Genomic DNA, 17,652 nt, shown 5'->3' with positions numbered 1-17,652 from the left:
TTTCAAATGTATCGCCGATCAATGTTCCAGCTGGACGGAATCGGCGTCTCCGGCCGTGTCCTGCGGTCCTGCCTTCGGTGACCGGCGCGCCCCGTGATGGAGTGACGGGTATGACGGATGAGAAGCGGACGCCGGGGGCGCTGTCGGGAATTGTGGTCGCGGACTTCGGCAGGATTCTCGCCGCGCCCTATCTGACCATGCTGTTGGCCGATCTGGGTGCCGAGGTCATCAAGGTGGAGCGGCCGGGCGCGGGGGACGACACGCGGGGGTGGGGGCCGCCGTTCGTGGCTGGGCAGGCGACCTATTTCCAGTCGGTGAACCGGAACAAGACGTCGGTCACGCTCGATCTGGGCAGCGATGAGGGGCAGCGCTACGCGCGGGAGCTGGTGCGGCGGGCCGACATCGTGGTCGAGAACTTCCGTCCGGGGACGATGGCGAAGTTCGGCCTGTCGTACACGGATGTGCGGGAGTTGAATCCGCGGGCCGTCTACTGTTCCCTGTCCGCGTTCGGCGGGGGCAAGGGTGCGGAACTGCCCGGCTACGACCTGCTGGTGCAGGCGGCGGGCGGGCTGATGAGCATCACGGGGCCAGGAGAAGGGGAGCCGACGAAGACCGGTGTGGCGGTGGTCGACGTCCTCGCGGGCCTACATGCGACGGTGGGAGTGCTTGCGGCACTGCGGCATCGGGACGCGACCGGGGAAGGACAGCTGGTCGAGGTGAATCTGCTGTCCAGCCTGCTGGCGGGCATGGTGAACCAGAGTACGGCCTACGCCCTGGCCGGCGTGGTGCCGACCATCATGGGTAACCGGCATCCGTCCATCGCGCCGTACGAGGTGTTTCCGACCGCCGACCGGCCACTCGCCGTGGCGGTGGGCAGCGACGGGCAATTCGGCACGTTGTGCCGGGCGATCGGCGCCGACCACCTGGCCGACGACCCGCGCTTCACCGACAACACCGCGCGTGTCGAGCACGTCGAGGTGCTGGCGGCGGCGCTCGGCGAAATCCTGGTGACCCGGCCCGCCGCGGAATGGGAAGCGCTGCTCACCCCGCTCGGCGTTCCGTGTGGGCCGGTGAACGATATGGCAGGGGCGTTCGCGCTCGCCGATCGGCTCGGGCTCGAGCCGCGCATCCCCTCGGGTAGCGCTGATATGCCACCCTTGGTCGCCAATCCGATCACGTTGTCGCGCAACCCGGTTCGATACACCACGCCGCCACCCGAGCTCGGTTCGGGCACCGATCGCGTTCTGGCCTGGCTGGACGACAACTGTTCGGCGCAGCGATGATCAGTGCGCGCTGACCGCCACCGGAAGCCGAGCCGCCATGCGTCGCGCCAGCAGAATCACTACGTGAGCGCGCAACATTCCGATCGTGCCCGCGCACTGGTCTGCTCGCGCCATGGCGGCGTAGTCGTGCACGTTTTCCGGGTCGCTCAGCAACTCGTCGAGTTCCATTCCGGCTCTGGCTTGTTCGCGGGTGAGCGCCCGATCGGGCAGCCAGCTGAGCCGCCACGGCGTCCGTCCATGCTCGGCGACGCGAGACGCACATTCCGGACTGATATCACTGGTGATAGACCACTCGGTGCAGTAGAGCGCCATGTCGAACTCCTATAAAAGCTCTCCCGAACGAAATTCGCAGCGATAATTCAGTTTTCGGCATCGCGGCCGGTCCGGTCGGTATCACTGGTAGTAGATCTAGGTCCAAGGTAGAACGTGTCGGCGCAATAGACGACCCCTGAGTCGCTTTCTAAAATTGAGTTCAGGTTGCGTTAACTGGCAAATCGCAGCCGATCACGGTCATATCACGTGCTGATCATGCTTGATCACGTCGAAAGTTGACGGGCCCGTTCGCTGGGCGCCGTGCCTCTCATCGATGCAGCTCAGCCGTTACCCAGGCGACTCCGGCAAGTTAGGGGCGACGTGGGTCCGACGCCCCGATCGGCGGCTGGGTAGCCAGGTAATACGCGTTATGGGAAGCAGGGCCGCCCGTGTAGAAAGCGTCTGTCGATCCCGAATTTCCCACCCGATCGACCGTGGGCGTCGCAATCTTGTGTCGTACAGTGGATTGCGACTATCGCCCGTGTGGTGTTGTGTCGAAACGTGTTGTCAGCCGGGGAGTTTGCCGAGCAGCCAGCTGCCGACACCTTCCGGGTTCTCGTCGAAGTAGTAGTCGTGGATCGCCTGGAGCAGATCATCGGTGGTGACGAAGCCGTCGCCGTCGGTGTCGAGTCTGCGGTGGCATTCGCGGGCGTCGTCGGCAGGCAGGTGCATGAGGGCGCCGGTCCAGCGAGCGTACTCCTCGGCGTTGAGTTTGCCGTCGCCGTCCACGTCGGAGATCGTCATGATCGTCTCGAGGAACGGGCGGTAGCCCTGCTCGAATGATTCCTCGGTCACCAGCAGGCCCTCGGCGAATGCCTCCTTGTACTCGGCGAGATCGACCGAGCCGTCGATGTTCACATCGCCGGCCGAGGCCAGGCGGCCCCACAGTTGCAGGCTCAGCCGCAGCAACTCTTGTGCGGCAGGCGAATCCGGCTCATGGCCGAACTCCGCGGCCAGCGCGCGCGCCGAGTTCTCGAAATCGCTGCGCTCGACCCGGCCGTCCCCGTCGAAGTCGAACGTCTCGAATCGGCGCTGCAACTTGCGTGCCAAGAACTCACTGATCTCCATGACCTGCCCATCTATTCGCATCCGGTGGTGACGTCGTCGGCACGGTAGCCGGTCTGCCACCAGCGGAATTGTCCGCTGATCGCTGTCGCGCCATGCCATGAATCCGATAACTACCACAATGCCGCCGCTCCAGCAGCTTCGCGGCAGCGGTCAGTCTTGCGGGAGGGCCACTGACGATCGGTAGTTCGGGCAGCGCTCCAGTTCGCCGTCGTGCGGGCAGGTGAGCAGCCAATGCAGGTACCGCCGTGCGGTTTCGAGTTCGTGCATGCGGGTGTCGATGGCGGACATGTGCGCGTGGACGGTGGCGCGCCAATCGTCGGTGGTGGAGCGGGCGGCGAGCAAGGTGGCGATCTCGTCGAGGCTGAGCAGGCCGGTGGTCTGCCATTGCTTGATCAACGCGATGCGGTAGAGCTGGTCCTGGTCGTAGCAGCGGCGGCCGCCGCGGCGGTGGGCGGTGAGCAGTCCGCGGCGCTCCCAGTAGTGCAGCGTGGATAGGGGGATGTCGAAGTGGTCTACGACGGTGGCGATCGGTGTCAGCTGCGGCATTCTTCCAGTTGACCTCAACCCGGGTTGAACAGGCAAGGTAAGCCTAAGTTTGCTGATCAACTCGGAGGGTGAGACTTTGTCGGACGAGCCGTATTCCATTACCGAAGCTGCTCTCGCGCTACGTGCGGGGGAGACGAGCAGTGTCGCGCTGGTCGAGTCCGCGATCGCGCGGGCCGATCGGGACGAACTGGGTGTCTACCTTTCGCGGTTCGACGAGCAGGCCAGGCAGCAGGCCCGGCGTGCGGACCAGGAGCGGGCGCGTGGTGTCGATCGCGGCGTGCTGCACGGCATACCCGTCGCGGTGAAAGACACCGTCGCGGTGGCCGATGGTGATACGACGGCGCAGAGCGTGGTGCACGATCGTGCGTGGGCGGCGGGCCGGGATGCGCCGGTGGTCGCCAGATTGCGGCAGGCCGGGGCGATCATCACCGGCAAGACGACGACGATGGAGTTCGGTTGTGGCGTACCGAATTCCACGGAACCGTTTCCGCTGCCGCGTAATCCGTGGGATCCGAGCCGTTGGGCGGGTGGGTCCAGTTCCGGTACGGCCAGTGGGGTCGCGGCGGGGATGTTCCTCGGCGGGCTCGGCTCGGATACGGCGGGCAGTATTCGGATGCCCGCGGCGTTCTGTGGGGTCACGGGATTGATGCCGAGCTTCGGTCGTGTGCCGAAATCTGGTTGTGTGCCACTGGGTTACAGCTTGGATCGGGTCGGTCCGCTGGCTCGGACCGCGGCGGACTGTGCCGCGTTGCTGGGGGTCATCGCTGGTTCGCATCCGAGCGATCCTGATTCTGCGGGCGTGCCTGATCTATCGATCGGTGAATTCGGAGCTCTGTCTGCCGATTTGACCGGGGTGCGCGTCGGAGTGGTGCGTCGCGCGCACTTCCCGGCCGGTGCCGATCCCGAGTTGGCCGGTGTATTCGACTGCGCTATCGACGTTCTCGTGGCGTGCGGTGCTGAGGTCGAGGAGGTGGTCCTGCCGTATTGGGCGGAGGTCATCGTGGCGACGGTGGTGAGTGCGACCTGCGAAGGGCTCGCGTATCACCGTGCGGTGTTGTCCCGGCGATGGGACGACTATTTCGTGGCCTCTCGGGGATTGCTCGCCAAGGGGGCGTTGGTGTCAGGAGCCGATTACGTTCAGGCGCAACGGGTCCGGCGGGTGGCGCAGGAGGCGATCGGTGAGCTGTTCGATCGGGTCGATGCGGTGGTCGGTCCGACGGCGGCTGTCGGTGCGCCGCTGTTCGACGAATTGGTCGATGCGGCGGGCTTTCAGGACGACGCTCGGCTGTTCGGGAAGGTGCATACCCCGTACTGGAACGGGCTCGGCAACCCGGTGCTCGCGGTGCCGATGGGGTTCGGGGCGGGTCACTTGCCGTTGTCGTTGCAGATTGCCGGACCCGCGTTCGGTGAGGCGATGATTCTGCGAGTCGGGGAGGCGTTCCAGCAGCGCACCGCATGGCACCGGCAACTGCCGCCGACCTGTCGGACGGTGGCGGCATGAGCGAGCCGTTGGACACCGTTCGTGTGCTGCTCGGTGGGGCCGGACTACCCGCGAATGAGGCCGAGATGGCCGGTCTCGCAGCCACTTACCCGGAGTATCGCGCTGCCATCGATGCGCTGTATGCCGTGCCTGCTGCGCGATACGTCGACCCGGCGTTGCGGTTTCACGCGCACGCGCGGATAGCGGAGTGGGACCGGTGAGCGCGAACGCGACGGCGGCACCTCGGGCGGGGGACCGCCGGCGATGGGAGCCGCAGCGGTGGGTCCTGGCGTTGGCCTGCATCGGATCGTTCTCCGTCATCATGGACGCCACGATCGTGTCGGTAACCCTGCCCGACCTGCGCGCGGACCTCGGGTTCTCACCCGCCGCGCTGCCGTGGGCGGTCAACGCCTACACCCTCGCGTTCGCGGGAGGCCTGCTGTTCGGCGGACGCTGCGCGGATGTGTTCGGGCGCCGCCGAATCATGCTCGTCGGCATGGGGATCTTCACGGTGGCGCGCGTGGCCGTCGGTCTCGCCGCGTCGCCTGCGTTCCTGTTGGCCGCGCGAGCGGTGCAAGGGGTAGGCGGCGCGCTGTTGATGCCGGTGACCTTGTCCATGCTGACCACCACATTCGTGGAGCCGGCCGCCCGCGCCCGCGCACTGGCGCTGTGGAGCGCGGTCGGTGCCGCAGGGGCCGCGAGTGGACCGGTGATCGGTGGACTGCTCACCCAGCTGGCGGGGTGGCGCTGGGTGTTCTTCGTCCTCGCCCCACTAGGTGTGGTCGGGATGATCGGCGCGATTCTCGTTCTGCCCCGGCAACTTTCGGGAGGTACCCGACCGCGATTGGACGTGATCGGCGCACTGCTGGTCACCGCAGGCATCACCGGAGTGGTGCTGGCCATCATGCGCACGGCGGCAACCGGCTGGACCGACCGCACGGTGCTAGGCCCGCTACTCGCCGGATTCGCCGTGCTGTGCCTCTTCGCCGTCCACCAAACGTACTGGGCCCCGGACCCGATCCTGCCACCCGCCATCTTCCGTCTCCGCGCCGTCCGCAGCGCGAACGCCGTGATGTTCCTGCTGGGCGCGGGCTTCCTCGCCAGCCCGGTGCTCCTGTCCCTGTATCTCCAAGACGTGCAAGGCTATTCAGCTTTGCTGGCCGGAGTCGGCTACCTACCGGTCGGCGCGGCTATGGTCGCCGGATCACGATCAGCAGGCTGGCTCAACGTCCGCCTCGGACCACGCAACGCCACCATCCTGTGCTGCACGATCGGCGCCGCAGGCCTGGCCTGCACCGCCGCCTGCATCGCACTCGACGCCCCCTACCCCTGGACAGTCCTACTATCCGGCACCATCCTCGGCTACGGCACCGCCGCCGCCTTCACCCCCCTCACCATCGCCGCCACCGACAACGTGCCCCCCGACCGCAGCGGACTAGCCGCCGGCGTCCTCAACACCGTCCGCCAAACCAGCGGCGCAGTAGGCCTAGCCGCTCTGAGCGCCATAGCCCTAGCCGCCGGCTACGCAGCAAGTTTCGCCGCCAGCGCCGCCTGCCTAGCCGCCGCCTCCCTGGTCGCAACGCTCACCATGCCGCGGATGGCCGCTGAGGGAACGCGGCACCTTGGTCGGATGATCAGGAGGAATTGATGGTGGCATCGGCCGAGAAGCTAACAGCACAAATTCCTCGTGATCGCTTGTCCAGCTACGTATTTCGTCGCAACCAGCCCGGCGCGACGATCGAGGTCGAGGAATGTAGGGGAGCTTGTGGTCCGTGTGGCTAGCGTAGGTCGGTGATGAGGCGGAAGCGTTGGAGGACGACGGTGGTCTCGTCGGAGACGGTGAAGGTGTTGTCGTCCAGTGCTCGGCGCATTTCGGGGCTGTGCCAGTATTTTTCATGCACTGTGCGCCAATCGGCGAGGGTGGTGAAACCTTCGCCTTCGTCGATGGCGTGGCGGAGGTCGACGTCGGCCAGGCGGGTCAGTCGGACATCTGTTACTTCGATTACCGCGACTCGGCGGTCGGACGAGTCGACTACTGCCGCAAGCGAGCCGACCTCGGGCGGTGGGTCGCCGCAGTGCTGATAGTCGGCGAGTAGGCCGGTTGTGGAGGTCTTCGAACCGTCGAGGATGGCGGTGACGAGTTGGTCTCGGATCGGGCCGGGGAAGGCGAACTCTGCTTTCGGCAACGCCTCAGCGTCGACGGATGCGGGGTCGGTCGTCATGTGGCAACTCTACGAGGGGTGACCGGAGGTGTTGCGCGACAAGGGGAGTGAGGCTAGGGGTGGGCCGGGGCGGTGGAGGTGGGGAGGTCTACTTGGCTGGCTATGTTTCCGCGGCGGGGGAGGAAGGTTCCTTGGCGGAGGGATTGTTCGATGTCTTCGAGGGAGTGGCCCTTGGTTTCGGGGACGAAGAAGAAGACGAAGACCAAGGAGAGGAGGTTGAAGAGGGCGTACATGATGAAGGCGGGGCCGAGACCCAGGGTGTCGATGGTGGTCAGGGCGGTGAGGGTGAGGAAGAGGTTGGAACCCCAGAGGGCTACGGCGTGCAGGCTGGTGGCGCGGTCGCGGATGCTGAGGGGGTAGAGCTCGGAGCCGAGTAGCCAGCCCACGGCTTGCAGGCCTGCGGCGTTGCATGCCATGTAGGCGAGCATGAGAGCGAGGGTGAGGTAGCGGTTGGGGTGGGCGGTGAGGACGAAGAGGAGTCCGAAGCCGAAGAGGAACAGGGTGGCGCCGGGGATGAGGGTGAGCATGAGTTGGCGGCGGCCGACGACGTCGACGAGGCGTTCGCCGACGGCGGTGAAGATCAAGTAGACGGCGGCGATGCCGAGGCCGGACCAGATGACGAGTCCGGTGCTGAAACCTGCTGCGCTGCCGAGGATGGTGTGCGAGTAGTAGATCATCATCTCCAGCCCGGAGAGCTGGGTGAAGGCGGCGATGCCGAGGCCTGCGACGAGGGCGGGGCGGGCCCACTTCTGGGTCAGGTTAGCCCACCCGCCGCGGGATTCCTTGTTCTCCTGCTGGGAGATCGCCCAGATCTTCAGGGTTTCGTCGACGGCGGCGGATCGGTTCGGGCGCATCCAGCGCAGCACGACCCTCGCCTTGCCGACCGTGCCGTTCTCGATGAGCCAGCGCGGCGTCTCCGGTAGTTGCAGCATCGCGACGGCCAGCACGATCGCGGGGATGACCGCGATGCCGATCATCCACCGCCAGTCGTCGCTGGCCTCGAACGTACCGCCCGCGACAACGCTGACCAGGTTGGCGAGGAAGATGCCGACACCGATGGCGAGGTTGAAGAAGGTGACCATCGCGCCGCGGCGGTGGGGCGGGGCGAGTTCGGCGATGTAGGTCGGCACGATCTGGGAGCAGGCGCCGACCGCGAGTCCGAGGAAGAACCGGCAGATGGTCATCATCCACGCGTCGACCGCCAGCGCACAGGCCACGACGCCCACGGCGAACACGCAGGCGATGATGAAGATGGTTTTCCGCCGGCCCAGCGACTTGGACAGGGACCCGCCGATCAGAGCGCCGACGACGGCCCCGGCGAGAATGGCGGCGGTGAGGATTTCCTGCTGGGTGTGGTCGATACCCCACTGTGCGGACATCTTGGGCAGCGCGCCGGAGATGATCCCGGTGTCGTAGCCGTAGAGCATGCCGCCGAGGGCGGCGAACAGCGCCACGATCAGGACATTACGATTGGCGTTCTGTTTTTCGTCCCGCGTCGCTTTCTCGGGCGCGGAAATAACCATCTCGTAGCCATCGAGGTTGCGGCGGCGCAGGCGAGGAATGAAATTCCTGCGTCTGGTTATTGTCGAACGCTCGATGGGCATACGCCCCAGTCGACCGTGCGCGCCCGACCAGCGCAAACTTAGCGGTCTTATTTGTGAACAGAATTACTTTCACGTTTGGCGTATTGCGTAGTTTCGGAGTATTGCGGCAGTTCTCGCACGTCGGCGAGAACTGCCGCATCGAAACTACGTGGCTGCCTCCACGGGCACCGGCTGGTCAATCGCCACCTTCTCGGCCCGCCCAGCGGTGAGGACCACCACCAGGACCGCCGCGATCAGGCTGGTTGTCGCGATGATCGAAGCCACCCGTCCCGTCGCGTCGCCGGTCGAGACACCGATCTGCCCGAAGACGACGGTCGCCACCGCCGCCCCGATAGCCCCGCCGAGGTTGTGGAACGTCCACGAAGCACCCACGGCGAAGCCGGATCGATTCGGCGGCACCGTGGAAATAGCCAGCACGGTCGCGGGTCCCAGCACCAAGGCCCATCCTGCGCCGAACAACACCAGTGCGACGAAGAGCACCGCCAGTAGATCACCGAACGCGGACCAGGCGATGCCCGCTCCGGCAAGGGTCAACAGCCCGAACCCCCACGGCAGCAACGCATGTGCGCCGAACCGATCAACGAACCGCCCTGCGACCGGCGACGCGAGCGCGAGCGTGCCGCTGACGAGCAGCAGCACGAATCCCGCTTGGCGCACGTCGAAGTCGCGTCCCTGGGTGAGGTACGTCGGAATCACCAGCAGCGCAGCGGCATAGAACAGCCCGAGCGAGAAATCCGAGACGATCGCGGCGACGAATCTCCGCTTGCCGAACAGTGCCGGGTCGATCAAGGGATTCGCCGCCCGCCGCTCCGCGACGACACCCACCGCGACCGAGACCACCAGGACGACCGCGGCGATGAGGACCCAGGGTGAAAGCCATCCCCGCAGGTCGCCCAGGACGAAGATGCCGACGGCCGACACCACGGCGAACGCGACAACGACCTGCCCGGCCCAGTCCGTGCCGCCCGCGGTGTCCGGCGGCACGTGGGGGACCGCGAAGGCAATCGCGACAAGAGCCGCGATGCCGAGCGGAATGTTGATCCAGAAGATCGACTGCCACCCGAGACTGGGCACCAGCAGACCGCCGAGCACCGGACCGATGGCCAACCCCAGACCGTTCACCGAGTACAGCCAACCGATGGCTTTGCCTCGATCACCCGGCGGGAACAGCGATTCCACCAGCGTCGAGGTACTCGTGTAGAGCACAGCACACGCCGCGCCTTGGATGAAGCGCGCAACGAGCAGGATGCCGATCGACGAGGCAGCCGCCGCCCCCGCCGACGCGACCACGAACAGGGCGAGCCCGAACAGCAACACCTTTCGGCGTCCGAGGTGATCGGCGACGCGCCCCGCCGTGACCATGAACATGGACAGCGCCATCAGGAAAACACCGAGGGTCAGTTCGGTGTTCGACGTGCCCGCGTGTAAGTCGGCCCCGATGGCGGGCAGCGCGGTGGTGACGATGGTGAGGTCGATGCACCCGAGGAACGACGCCACCGCCAGTCCGCCGAACCCGATGACGCGCCGCTGGGCCGGGATCTCGAGGGTCACAGCTGCCCCTCCGCCGCGGAGTTCAGCGCCGACTTGCGCTTCTTGAATCGCAAAGGGAGCCAAGCGACGCGGTCCGGATGCTCGGGTTCGACGAACAGTTCCCGGGTGCGCCCCATCGCGGCGGAGATGCGCTGCGGGTAGATCACGAAGTCGAACCCCTCGTGCGCCCACAGCGGCATGATGATCGGGCATTCCTCCAAAAGATATGCACGGCAGGAGGTCCGGACCGCCTCCTGGTCGACGTCTGGTTCGCGCGCCAGCCGCCGCTCGATGAATCTATCGATGGTGCTGTCGATGGCATGCCGATACGGCTCGTCGGTCTCGTAGGCGTGCTCGATGGCGTCGTAGAGATCGCCGTAGCGGGGATGGGATAGCGCGAAGTCCCAGCGCAGAATGTTTGTCGGGCAGTCGATCTGGTCCAGATAGCTCTGGTTGCGGGCGATCCACTGGTCGCCGGCGATGCGCGCACGAGCGTGCCGGTCTCTATCGGTGCCGCCGCTGAGGTTGTGTCGCTGCAAGGTGTCCGCGACGGCGATCGCGCAGCGCCCGAAGTTCGAGCGATTGATCAAATCGATGGTCGCGGCGAGCTTTTCACCCTCGTGATAGTCCGCGCCGACGCTGACCAGCAGGACGGTGGAGCGGCCGTCGGTGGTGATGCCGTCCGAGCGTAGGTCGTAGGCGGCCTTGTGCGACGCCGAGAGCAACGTAGTCGTGGTCATCAGCTCCACACCTTCAGCGACTCGGCCGGATCGGTGACTCCGATGAAGAGGCCGATGGTGATGCGGGGGCGGTCCTGGGAAGGCGCGACCGCGTGCACCCGGCGCGGATCGATGAAGATCGCGTCGCCCACGCGCGGTGTGATGACCAGCGCCGGATCGCCGACCGCGGCGCGGTCGATGCCGTAGACGCGGTCGCCGGATCGGTCGCGATATTCGCGCTCATCGGGATAGTCGTCCCAGATCTGTAATTCGCCACCCCGCTCCGGCACGTCCAAATAGACATTCACAGACAGTTGCCGAGTGATCCGAATATCGAAGTCCGACGGCAGGTTGCGGCCCACATTGTCGGTGTGCGGCTCCAGATCCACCCCCGCCAGCTGGTAGCGCGCAACGCCGGCGAAGAAGGCCTGTCCATTGCGCCGCAGCAAACTCGCTCCGGCCGGCCAGATCTCGTCGAGCAGCAGCCGCAGGTCGTCCGCGGGATACGAATACGGCGAGGCGATATCGCGCAGCCGATCGATATTATCGCGCGCCTCGTCGAAGTACCGCCCGCGCCCGGCGTCGGTGCTCGTCTCCGAGAACGCGTGCCCGATCCGCCGGAACTGCGGGTCGGTGGCGAGCGGACCGTGGTCCTGCCTGCCGACGAAGGCCTTGCGCAGGTGGTCGAGCGCGTCCGGCCGGACGAAGCCGGCGAGTCGCACCGCGTGCACGTCGCCGTTCAGCAGTGCGGTCAGTGATTCGTGGTCGAATCCCTGCCTGGTGGTGTCCAGCACGCGGTCTCCGAGAGTTGGCGTGGCCGTGGTCATGTCGTTCCCCTCTGGTTGTCGCTCGATGGACCGGGCACAGGCCCGGGCATGAGAAGGGAGGGCGTTTCGGACATGAGTCGACCCCCGTCTCTCGAGAGGGCTCCAGCACACCGACGGAGCCCGCGCTTGCCCGGACCGCATTACGCGGCTCGGCCTGGTCTTGACCCGGGGCACCCCGCCGCGGTTGGAGGGTTGCCGGCCAGCTAGCCGGGGACTTGACGCTGGCGCTCTTGACCTGAGGTAAGCGTGCCGCCCGTCAGAAGCGTTGTCACGCTTTAGAATCGCGCTGAGTTATGAATCCGGATGGAAGGATTTCATCCGGTGATGCGGAACGTCGCACCAGGTCAGCCGCCGAGCAGGCCGAGGCCGCGCAGTTCGAGCTCGGCCAGCCGGCGCACCGTGGCGTCGTCGCCGCGCCGCCAAGCATCGACCACGTCCAGGTCGATCCGGTTCAGTTTGCGCAGCGGCTGATTGGCGAGGGCGCGCAGGGCGAGCAGATCGCGTCCGCCGGGGACCGCGCGCAGGCGGGCTGCTGTTGCGGCCCTGCGTATCCAGCGCACCCGCAGTGGCAGCCAGAGGAACAGCACCAGCCCGAGCGGGACGATCAGTAATCCGATGGCGAGGGCCATGGCCAGATCGTTGACCACGGCCTGCTGGTCGCTGCCTGCCTCTGCCATGGCGCGTGCCGCGGCGGACGCGCGCTCGAAGGGGGAGGTGAGATCGTCGCCCACCATCGGCACCCGGCCGACCTTTCGGCCGACATCACCGAGGCTGTCGGCCATGCCGCCGCCCGCGCCCTCCAGCTTCTGGCCGGGCACGCCGAGCTTCTGTACCAGATCGTGCACCCAGAGCGCGGCCATGACCGAAAAGTAGACCCAGGCCACCACCAGCAGATCCGTGACCAATTGACGGGCGGCGACGGAAGCCCGATCGGCGTAAATCCTCACCCGCTCGGAATTCCCCGGCGAGCCAATCGAAAACAGCGCTTTCCCACGCTCGATGGCGCGACAATACCGTTCAGAGAGTCCCTTGGCGCGCCGATCGCCACAGATCGACTTCGCCGTCATCATCGAGCAGCGCGTCGATTTCGGCGAGCTCGTCGGCGCTGAATTCGAGATCGTCGAGGGCGGCGACATTTTGCTCGAGCTGGTCGGTGGTGGACGCACCGATCACCAGTGAGGTGACCCGGTCGTCGCGCAGCGCCCAGGACAGCGCCAGTTGCGCCAGCGTCTGCCCGCGCCGGTCGGCGACGGCAGCGAGCTTGCGCAACCGATCGATCATCGCCGGGGTGAGCAATTCGTTCTGAAACGACTTACCTTGGGCAGCACGAGATTCCGGTGGAATGCCGTCGAGGTACTTCGAGGTGAGCAGTCCCTGTGCGAGCGCGGTGAACCCGATGACGCCGAACCCTTCCGCACCGGCCGCGTCGAGCAGGCCCTCGGTCTCTATCCACCGGTTGAGCATCGAGTACGACGGCTGATGGATGAGCAGGGGAGTGCCGAGCTCCCGCAACATGGTGGCGATAGCGACCGAATCCTGTGCGGTATACGACGAAATTCCTACGTACAGCGCTTTGCCCTGACGGACAGCGGTATTCAGCGCCGCCGCGGTCTCCTCCAGCGGAGTCGTCGGATCGAACCGGTGCGAATAGAAGATGTCGACATAGTCGAGCCCGAGCCGGGTCAGCGACTGATCGAGCGAGGCGAGCAGATACTTGCGCGACCCGCCGCCCTGCCCGTATGGACCGGGCCACATGTCCCAACCGGCTTTGCTGGAGATGACGAGTTCGTCGCGATACGGTGCGAGATCCTCGCGCAGAATGCGTCCGGCGTTGATCTCCGCCGCGCCGTACGGCGGCCCGTAATTGTTCGCCAGGTCGAAATGCGTGATACCCAGGTCGAAGGCGCGCAAAGCGATTTCGCGCTGGGCGAGGTAGGGGCGGTCGTCCCCGAAGTTGTGCCAGAAGCCGAGCGAGAGCAGCGGCAGATCCAGGCCCGAGCGCCCTGACCGGCGATAACGCATCGCGCCGTCGTACCTGGCTGGTTCGGGAACATATGCCATTGAGACCTCCTCATCAGCTGCACGGACGGTCCCATACTGCCTGACCGGTGTGCGGTGCCGACCCGAGCCCGGCTGATCGGCAATCGGGGAATCCATTCCCCAGTTATTCCTCAGTCGAGTTGCCGGACCAAATGTGGTTCCTTGATGAGGAATTCGACAGACCGAAGTGCGGCCCGCGCCGTCCGGGTCGAAATCGCGAACCACTCGAGGAGCTTTGCCATGCCCTTGTTACGACGCATGTTCGCAATCATGCTCGGCGCGTTGATCATCGTCGCGATGTCGGTCGCCACGGGATCTGCCGCGCCCACCGAAGAACGAGAAGTGTTCTCCCCGGACGGCACCATCGGCCGCGTGGTCATGCCGGTCCGCCCGGAAGCCCCGGCGCCGCGCTCGGCGGTGCAGGCCGATGTGGTGACGATCCAGCAGACCGGGCCGTCCAGTCAGCGGTTCGATCTGGTGTTCGTCGGCGACGGATACACCTCGAGCCAGCTGGACATCTACAAGCAGCACGCCGTCAACCGGTGGAACGAGATCGCCCAGGTCGAACCGTTCAAGACCTACAAGAACTCGTTCAACGTCTGGGCGGTCAATGTGGTGTCCCAGCAGTCCGGCGTCGACAACGATCCACGCGGCACCATGCGGAACACCGCACTGGACATGACGTTCTGGTGCGGTGGCACCGAGCGGCTGCTGTGTGTGAACGAGACCAAGGCCTTGCAGTACGCCCGGTTGGCGCCCGAGGTCGACCAGGTGGTCGCGCTGGCCAACACCACCAAGTACGGCGGGGCAGGCGGCAAGGTGGCGACGTCGTCCGGCGGCAACGCGCAGTCGGGGCAGATCGTGGTGCACGAGCTCGGCCACTCGGTCGCCGGGCTGGCCGACGAGTACGACTACCCGAACGACCGCTACACCGGGCGCGAGCCGCGCGAGGTGAACGCCTCCACCTACACCAGCGCGCAGATGCAGCAGAACAAGGCCAAGTGGTACCAGTACCTCGGCAAGGCTTCGCCGGACGGTGGCGTGGTCGGCACCTACGAGGGCGCGGTCTACCACAAGCGCGGGGTGTACCGGCCGACGCAGAACTCGTTGATGCGCTCGCTCGGTCGTGAATTCAACCTGATCGGGCTGGACGCGATGAAGGCCGCGATCGAGCGGAAGGCCCCGCCGACCCAGCACTGATTCATCACCGGATGCCCGGCCGCCCCGGCCGGGCATCCGAGGTAATTCCCCTGAGCCAGCAGGTATTTCGAGTCTCGCACGGGAGCACCTCGTGATGAGTTGTGAAGGAGAACGCAATGGCATCCAGACAGCATCAGCACAGACGTGACCGGGGCGGGCCGCGCACCCGCGTGGTCGCGGCCCTCGGGTGGACCGTGCTGACCCTGCGACGGTTATCGCGGCTGGCCCTGTTGGTCGTGGCCGCGGCACTGCTCCTGTCCGGCGCGCCCGCGCTGGCCGACCCGACGAACGGCCCGGATGTCAGCGGCGGCGAGGCGCAGCCGACTTTCAACCCGAAAGCGCCGGTCCGGCAAGACCTGTGGGTGCGTGCCCCAGTGGACAGCGACCGGGACGGCAAGGACGACGAGGTGCACGTCCAGGTCGTCCGTCCGGCCGGCGCCACTGGCAAGCTGCCGGTGGTGTACCAGGCGAGCCCGTACTTCTCCGGCGGTAACGACGTCGCCAACCACAACGTGGACGTCGAGCTCTACGTCCCCGACGGCGCGGACGGGCGGCGGATGGCCCCGGCTCCGGGCGAGCTGCGCGCGCGGGTGGCCGAGGACCTGCGGGTCGCGGGCATCACCGTCGCCAACGGCCAGATCACCTGGCAGTACGAGGAATTCTTCCTGGCTCGCGGCTACGCCGTGATGTACGGCGAGTCGCTGGGCACCGGCACCTCCACCGGCTGCCCGACCTCGGGCGCGCGCAACGAGACCATCGGCGCGCGGGCCCCGATCGACTGGCTCAACGGCCGGGCGAAGGCGCGGGACGCGCAAGGTAAAGCCGTGGTGGCCAATTGGGCCAGCGGCAAGGTCGGCATGATGGGTGTGTCCTACAACGGAACGCTGCCCAACGCCGTCGCCGCCACCGGCGTGCCCGGGCTGGAAGCGATCGTGCCCATCGCCGCGATCAGCAGCTGGTACGACTACTACCGCGCGGCAGGCGCGGTGGTCGCGCCCGGCACCTACCAGGGCGAGGACGCCGACGTGCTGGCCAAGTACGTCTACACCAGGGCCGACCGGAACGTCTGCACACCGGTGATCGACAAGCTCCACAAGGACCAGGACCGGGTCACCGGTGATTACATCGGCTTCTGGAACGAGCGCAACTACCTCAACGATGTCGGCAAGGTGCGGGCCGCGGTGCTGGCTGTGCACGGTCTGAACGACTTCAACGTCAAGACCAAGCATGTCGCGCAGTGGTACGACGCCCTGAAGAAAGCCGGTGTGCCGCACAAGATCTGGCTGCACCAGTCCGGCCACACCGACCCGATCAGCCTGCGCCGGGACGAGTGGTTGCGCACCGTGAACCGCTGGTTCAGCAAGTACCTGCTCGGCCGGGACAACGGGATCGACCGCGAGCCCAAGTCCACCATTCAGCGCGAGGACAAGTCCTGGGTGAACGAGCCGGAGTGGCCCGCCCCGGCCACCTCGACCGCGACCGCGGTGTTCCAACCCGGCGGCCGCAATACCGGCGGACTCGCGACATCCGGACCGGGGCGGGTCACCGAATCACTCGACGATGACGCGACGAAGCTGGCCTCGGCCCTGGTCGCGGCGCCGAGTTCGCCGAACCGGTTGGCGTACTTCTCCAAGTCCACCACGGCTCCGCTGCGGATCAGCGGCACGGTCGACGTAGCCCTCCGGTTGTCCTTCCAGCGTCCGGCGGCCAATGTGACTGCGCTGCTGGTGGATCGGGCTCCCGACGGCAGTTCGAGGATTGTCACGAGGGGTTGGGTGGACCCGCAGAACCGGGACTCGATCGACAAGACCAGCCCGATCACCCCGGGTAAGGAGTATGCGATCAACCTGTCCATGCAACCGCACGACTACGTGCTCGCGCGCGGACACAAGCTGGGTGTGGTGGTGTTGTCCAGTGACAACGAGTACACCCTGCGGCCCAAGCCGGGACCCGGCTTCGGGATGAACCTGGCCGAAACCAAGGTCTCGTTCCCGGTGGTCGGCGGGCAAGCCGCCCTGAAGGCCGCGATCGGCTGACCCACCGCGATCCGGTCACGCCCGAAAGCTGTTGGGCGTGACCGGATCTTCGGTGTCTACTGCTTGGCCGCAGCGGCGATCAGATCGCTGACCGCACCCGGCGCGGAAACGCTGACCGCATGCGAAGCCGCGATCTCGACGGTGTGCGCGGACGCCCGCTCGGCCATGAACCGTTGCGCCTGCACCGGGATGTTCTTGTCGTCGGTGGTGAGCAGGGCGAACGCGGGAATGTTCCGCCAGGCCGCCGCGGTCGCGGGCTCCTGGAGGGCGGCGAGCGCGACCGGCCGCTGGGTCGCCGCCATCAGCTGGGCGGCGTTCGCGGGCACGTCTGCGGCGAACTGGGCGGGGAACTCGTCCTGCCGGATATAGAGCTCGGTGCCCGAATTGCCGTCCGCGAGGGGATAGTTCGCGGGGCGGGTGGTCGGTCCGAGGGTGGAGCCGGGGAACTTGTCGGTCAACTCCAGCGCGCTCTCGCCCTCGGCGGGGATGAAGGCGGCGATGTAGACGAGGGCCGTCACGTTCACCTTGCCCGCGGCTGCGACGGTGATGACGCTGCCGCCGTAGGAATGACCGACCAGGACGCAGGGGCCGTCGATGTCATCGAGGACCGAGCCGATATAGGCGGCGTCGCTGTCCAGGCCGCGCAGCGGGTTGGCCGCGGCCACAACGGAATGTCCTTGTGCGCGCAGCGTTTCGATGACGCCGTTCCAGCTGGACGAGTCGGCGAACGCACCGTGCACCAGCACGATGGTGGGCGAGGAGGTACTCACGAATGTTCCTTAGGT

General features: G+C 66.5%; 17 protein-coding genes and 1 riboswitch. Of the genes, 6 read left to right on the top strand and 11 right to left on the bottom strand.

Annotated elements, in window-relative coordinates:
- Positions 1-110: 110 nt before the first annotated feature.
- The gene (locus NN4_RS01765) at positions 111-1,283 is read left to right on the top strand and encodes a CaiB/BaiF CoA transferase family protein (RefSeq protein WP_147128132.1); all 1,173 of its coding nucleotides are present in this window, start codon (positions 111-113) and stop codon (positions 1,281-1,283) included.
- Here the strand turns inward: NN4_RS01765 and NN4_RS01760 are convergent, their stop codons facing one another.
- The 3 genes from NN4_RS01760 to NN4_RS01750 all read right to left on the bottom strand — a co-directional run bounded on the left by NN4_RS01760 (position 1,284) and on the right by NN4_RS01750 (position 3,209).
- Positions 1,284-1,595 carry a hypothetical protein gene (locus NN4_RS01760; RefSeq protein WP_107656825.1) on the bottom strand — a complete coding sequence of 104 codons (312 nt, stop codon included), beginning with the start codon at positions 1,593-1,595 and terminating at the stop codon, positions 1,284-1,286.
- 507 nt (positions 1,596-2,102) lie between these two features.
- Complete coding sequence (locus NN4_RS01755; RefSeq protein WP_147128131.1) at positions 2,103-2,663, bottom strand: EF-hand domain-containing protein; 561 nt, start codon at positions 2,661-2,663, stop codon at positions 2,103-2,105.
- Positions 2,664-2,813: 150 nt separating this feature from the next.
- Complete coding sequence (locus NN4_RS01750) at positions 2,814-3,209, bottom strand: MerR family transcriptional regulator (protein ID WP_147128130.1); 396 nt, start codon at positions 3,207-3,209, stop codon at positions 2,814-2,816.
- A gap of 49 nt (positions 3,210-3,258) precedes the next feature.
- On the opposite strand from NN4_RS01750, the gene NN4_RS01745 reads away from it, so the two are divergent.
- From NN4_RS01745 to NN4_RS01735, 3 genes are read left to right on the top strand one after another with little or no spacing between them, the layout of a single operon-like run.
- Positions 3,259-4,710 (top strand): amidase, encoded by a 1,452-nt coding sequence (locus NN4_RS01745; protein ID WP_246180648.1) that lies wholly within the window; start codon positions 3,259-3,261, stop codon positions 4,708-4,710.
- Entirely contained in the window at positions 4,707-4,910 is a 204-nt protein-coding gene (locus NN4_RS01740; RefSeq protein WP_147128129.1) for a hypothetical protein, read from the top strand. The genes NN4_RS01745 and NN4_RS01740 overlap by 4 nt, the downstream gene beginning before the upstream one ends.
- Positions 4,907-6,337, top strand: a complete 1,431-nt coding sequence (locus NN4_RS01735; RefSeq protein ID WP_246180647.1) for a DHA2 family efflux MFS transporter permease subunit — start codon at positions 4,907-4,909, stop codon at positions 6,335-6,337. The genes NN4_RS01740 and NN4_RS01735 overlap by 4 nt, the downstream gene beginning before the upstream one ends.
- A gap of 130 nt (positions 6,338-6,467) precedes the next feature.
- Here the strand turns inward: NN4_RS01735 and NN4_RS01730 are convergent, their stop codons facing one another.
- The 7 genes from NN4_RS01730 to mgrA form a co-directional block, all read right to left on the bottom strand.
- A complete protein-coding gene (locus NN4_RS01730) occupies positions 6,468-6,911 on the bottom strand; it encodes an ASCH domain-containing protein (protein WP_147128128.1) in 444 nt (147 codons plus the stop codon).
- Positions 6,912-6,964: 53 nt separating this feature from the next.
- Positions 6,965-8,434, bottom strand: coding sequence for a sugar porter family MFS transporter (locus NN4_RS01725; RefSeq protein ID WP_246180646.1), 1,470 nt, complete (start codon positions 8,432-8,434; stop codon positions 6,965-6,967).
- 225 nt (positions 8,435-8,659) lie between these two features.
- The gene (locus NN4_RS01720) at positions 8,660-10,066 is read right to left on the bottom strand and encodes an MFS transporter (RefSeq protein ID WP_147128126.1); all 1,407 of its coding nucleotides are present in this window, start codon (positions 10,064-10,066) and stop codon (positions 8,660-8,662) included.
- On the bottom strand, positions 10,063-10,785 hold the full coding sequence (locus NN4_RS01715) for a tRNA-dependent cyclodipeptide synthase (RefSeq protein WP_147128125.1): 723 nt from the start codon (positions 10,783-10,785) through the stop codon (positions 10,063-10,065). The genes NN4_RS01720 and NN4_RS01715 overlap by 4 nt, the downstream gene beginning before the upstream one ends.
- Complete coding sequence (locus tag NN4_RS01710) at positions 10,785-11,591, bottom strand: 2OG-Fe(II) oxygenase (RefSeq protein ID WP_186818199.1); 807 nt, start codon at positions 11,589-11,591, stop codon at positions 10,785-10,787. Before NN4_RS01710 ends, NN4_RS01715 begins: the two co-directional genes overlap by 1 nt.
- Positions 11,592-11,708: 117 nt before the next feature.
- A riboswitch (SAM riboswitch) is annotated at positions 11,709-11,827 on the bottom strand.
- Between the two features lie 108 nt (positions 11,828-11,935).
- Positions 11,936-12,538 carry a hypothetical protein gene (locus tag NN4_RS01705; RefSeq protein WP_147128124.1) on the bottom strand — a complete coding sequence of 201 codons (603 nt, stop codon included), beginning with the start codon at positions 12,536-12,538 and terminating at the stop codon, positions 11,936-11,938.
- A 70-nt stretch (positions 12,539-12,608) separates the two neighbouring features.
- Positions 12,609-13,652 carry an L-glyceraldehyde 3-phosphate reductase gene (gene mgrA, locus NN4_RS01700; RefSeq protein ID WP_147128123.1) on the bottom strand — a complete coding sequence of 348 codons (1,044 nt, stop codon included), beginning with the start codon at positions 13,650-13,652 and terminating at the stop codon, positions 12,609-12,611.
- 219 nt (positions 13,653-13,871) lie between these two features.
- Here mgrA and NN4_RS01695 point away from each other — a divergent pair, with 219 nt between their 5' ends.
- Positions 13,872-14,831 (top strand): M64 family metallopeptidase, encoded by a 960-nt coding sequence (locus NN4_RS01695; RefSeq protein WP_147128122.1) that lies wholly within the window; start codon positions 13,872-13,874, stop codon positions 14,829-14,831.
- A gap of 116 nt (positions 14,832-14,947) precedes the next feature.
- A complete protein-coding gene (locus tag NN4_RS01690; protein WP_222594926.1) occupies positions 14,948-16,867 on the top strand; it encodes a Xaa-Pro dipeptidyl-peptidase in 1,920 nt (639 codons plus the stop codon).
- 56 nt (positions 16,868-16,923) lie between these two features.
- Here the strand turns inward: NN4_RS01690 and NN4_RS01685 are convergent, their stop codons facing one another.
- Positions 16,924-17,637 carry an alpha/beta fold hydrolase gene (locus NN4_RS01685; RefSeq protein WP_147128121.1) on the bottom strand — a complete coding sequence of 238 codons (714 nt, stop codon included), beginning with the start codon at positions 17,635-17,637 and terminating at the stop codon, positions 16,924-16,926.
- Positions 17,638-17,652: the final 15 nt, after the last annotated feature.

Source organism: Nocardia ninae NBRC 108245, from assembly GCF_007990755.1.
Lineage (GTDB): Bacteria > Actinomycetota > Actinomycetes > Mycobacteriales > Mycobacteriaceae > Nocardia > Nocardia ninae.
Note: the sequence above shows the minus strand (reverse complement) of the source record. Positions and strands in the feature narration are given on the sequence as shown.

Excerpts from the sequence above, each read along its gene's own strand:
- NN4_RS01765 (WP_147128132.1), top strand. The coding sequence starts at position 111 with ATGACGGATGAGAAGCGGACGCCGGGGGCGCTGTCGGGAATTGTGGTC.
- NN4_RS01760 (WP_107656825.1), bottom strand. The coding sequence starts at position 1,595 with ATGGCGCTCTACTGCACCGAGTGGTCTATCACCAGTGATATCAGTCCG.
- NN4_RS01755 (WP_147128131.1), bottom strand. The coding sequence starts at position 2,663 with ATGGAGATCAGTGAGTTCTTGGCACGCAAGTTGCAGCGCCGATTCGAG.
- NN4_RS01750 (WP_147128130.1), bottom strand. The coding sequence starts at position 3,209 with ATGCCGCAGCTGACACCGATCGCCACCGTCGTAGACCACTTCGACATC.
- NN4_RS01740 (WP_147128129.1), top strand. The coding sequence starts at position 4,707 with ATGAGCGAGCCGTTGGACACCGTTCGTGTGCTGCTCGGTGGGGCCGGA.
- NN4_RS01730 (WP_147128128.1), bottom strand. The coding sequence starts at position 6,911 with ATGACGACCGACCCCGCATCCGTCGACGCTGAGGCGTTGCCGAAAGCA.
- NN4_RS01725 (WP_246180646.1), bottom strand. The coding sequence starts at position 8,434 with ATGGTTATTTCCGCGCCCGAGAAAGCGACGCGGGACGAAAAACAGAAC.
- NN4_RS01715 (WP_147128125.1), bottom strand. The coding sequence starts at position 10,785 with ATGACCACGACTACGTTGCTCTCGGCGTCGCACAAGGCCGCCTACGAC.
- NN4_RS01710 (WP_186818199.1), bottom strand. The coding sequence starts at position 11,591 with ATGACCACGGCCACGCCAACTCTCGGAGACCGCGTGCTGGACACCACC.
- mgrA (WP_147128123.1), bottom strand. The coding sequence starts at position 13,652 with ATGGCATATGTTCCCGAACCAGCCAGGTACGACGGCGCGATGCGTTAT.
- NN4_RS01695 (WP_147128122.1), top strand. The coding sequence starts at position 13,872 with ATGCCCTTGTTACGACGCATGTTCGCAATCATGCTCGGCGCGTTGATC.
- NN4_RS01690 (WP_222594926.1), top strand. The coding sequence starts at position 14,948 with ATGGCATCCAGACAGCATCAGCACAGACGTGACCGGGGCGGGCCGCGC.